Origin of the sequence: Mesorhizobium sp. M7A.F.Ca.CA.003.01.2.1 (genome assembly GCF_003998945.1) — a bacterium.
Classification (GTDB): Bacteria; Pseudomonadota; Alphaproteobacteria; order Rhizobiales; family Rhizobiaceae; genus Mesorhizobium; species Mesorhizobium ciceri.
In genome coordinates this window covers 1-2,104 of record NZ_RZRA01000955.1, presented here as the reverse complement: position 1 = coordinate 2,104, position 2,104 = coordinate 1, and the positions used below count along the sequence as shown (strand labels likewise).

Sequence of the window (2,104 nt, the reverse complement as noted above, 5' to 3'; positions counted from 1 at the left end):
TTCCTGCCGCGCGCGCTGGTCAGCCTGCGGGCATCGATCGCGCAGGCGCCGGTCGAACTCGAACGCGCCGCTTCCAGCCTCGGCCGGCCGCCGCTGCAGGCGCTGTGGTCGACGACGATCCGCCTGTCGGCGCCGGGTGCCGCGGCCGGCATGGCCCTGGTGGCGCTCGGCATCATGAACGAACTGACCGCCACCCAGATGCTGGCACCGAACGGCACCCGCACGCTGGCGATGGCTTTCTGGTCCTACAGTGGCGAGATTGATTATGCCTCGGCGGCACCCTACGCCTTCATCATGGTGGTGATGTCGCTGCCCTTGACCTGGCTGCTCTATGTCCAGTCGAAACGGATGGCCGGACGATGAGCTTTCTCGAAATCAGCGGCCTGCACAAGCAATACGGCCCGGTGGCGGCCCTTGCCGGCGTCGACCTCAGCGTCGCCAGCGGCAGCCGCACGGCGATCGTCGGTCCTTCCGGTTGCGGCAAGACGACCCTGCTGCGGCTGATTGCCGGCTTCGAGGCTCCGGACCAGGGCCACATCACGCTCGACGGTGCCATATTGGCCAACGGCGGCGCTGCGGTGCCGGCATATCGCCGAGGCATCGGTGTGGTGGCGCAGGATGGTGCCCTGTTTCCGCATCTGACCATTGGCGACAATATCGGTTTCGGCATGGGCCGCGGCGAGGACAAGCGCGCTGAGCGCATCGTCGAGCTCGCCTATATCGTCGGGCTCGACAAGGCGATCCTCAAACGCCGCCCGCACGAGCTTTCCGGCGGCCAGCAGCAGCGTGTGGCGCTGGCCCGGGCCATGGCGATGAAGCCCAGGCTGATGCTTCTCGACGAGCCGTTCTCGGCGCTCGATACCGGCCTGCGCGCCTCGATGCGCAAGGCGGTGGCCGAACTTCTGGAGGCCGCCGGCATCACCACCATCCTGGTGACGCACGACCAGGCCGAAGCGCTGTCCTTCGCCAGCCAGGTCGCGGTGATGCGCGACGGCAAGTTCTCGCAAATCGGCACGCCGCGCGAGCTCTATCTCAAGCCGAAGGACAGGATGATCGCCGAATTCCTCGGCGACGCCATCATCCTGCCGGCCAAGATATCAAATGGCTTCGCCAACTCGCCGCTCGGCCGCATCGCGGTCGACACCCATGACAGCCGCGATATCGCCCGCATCATGCTTCGCCCGGAGCAGATCGCGCTGAAGAGAACGTCGCGCGAGGGTATGTCCGGCACCTCGGACATGCTGTTCGGCGAGGTGACGGAATCCGAATTCGCCGGCTCGATGTGCACGGTCGCGGTGCGGCTCTTGAACAATGCCGATCCGCCCGATGCGGCAGCGATCGGCAACACGCCGCTGGTCCTGCGCAAACCGGGCATGGACGCGCCGGCGGTCGGCGAGATCGTCCGGCTGACTGTATCGGGAAAGGCGCATGTCTTCGCCTGAACGCCGCGTGGGTGGAGCGTAGGCATATCTTTCTGATTAGCCGACGCGCTTTCCGGCCTGATCGAACCAGTGCAGCTTTTCTGCCTTGGCAACCACGCGCAATTGGTTGCCAACCGTGGCGGTGGCGCGACCCGCGACCCGCACGACGATCCTGCTGCCACCTGCAGCGCAGTGAAGGAAACTTTCGGCGCCTACCGGTTCGACTGCCTCGACCAGCGCCGGCAGGATGAGCGCGCCGGACGGTGCCTCGGACCCGAAGGTGACGTCGGCATCCTCGGGGCGGAAGCCGAGCGTGACGGCGTTCGCAGGCGCAAATTCAATCGTCTTGCCATCAGCCAGCGCCGGACCAGCCGGCCCTTGCGAAAGGGGCAGGAGATTCATCGGCGGCGCGCCAATGAAGGAAGCGACGAAGGTCGAGGCCGGCCTTTCGTAGACGTCGAGCGGCGCCCCCATTTGTTCGACCAGTCCGGCATTCATGACGACGAGGATGTCGGCCAACGTCATCGCCTCGAGCTGGTCATGTGTGACATAGACCGACGTGACGCCAAGCGAGCGCTGCAGGTTCTTTATCTCGACGCGCATCTGGCCACGCAATTTGGCATCGAGATTGGAAAGCGGCTCGTCGAAAAGGAAAACCCTCGGATTGCGCACAATGGCACGAC

Annotated in this window: 3 protein-coding genes; 2 read left to right on the top strand and 1 reads right to left on the bottom strand. The window is 65.5% G+C overall.

Annotated features, from left to right (window positions below):
• Positions 1-363, top strand: a 363-nt coding sequence (locus EN969_RS28185; protein ID WP_127419587.1) for an ABC transporter permease subunit, incomplete at its 5' end; no start/stop codon positions are given.
• Positions 360-1,442 (top strand): ABC transporter ATP-binding protein, encoded by a 1,083-nt coding sequence (locus EN969_RS28180; protein ID WP_013529417.1) that lies wholly within the window; start codon positions 360-362, stop codon positions 1,440-1,442. The genes EN969_RS28185 and EN969_RS28180, both read left to right, overlap by 4 nt.
• A 36-nt stretch (positions 1,443-1,478) precedes the next feature.
• On the opposite strand, the gene EN969_RS28175 is transcribed toward EN969_RS28180, so the two are convergent.
• The coding region (locus EN969_RS28175) for a TOBE domain-containing protein (protein WP_127419586.1) at positions 1,479-2,104 on the bottom strand (626 nt) is incomplete at its 5' end.

Coding starts and splice junctions, on each gene's coding strand:
- EN969_RS28180 (WP_013529417.1), top strand. CDS start 360: ATGAGCTTTCTCGAAATCAGCGGCCTGCACAAGCAATACGGCCCGGTG.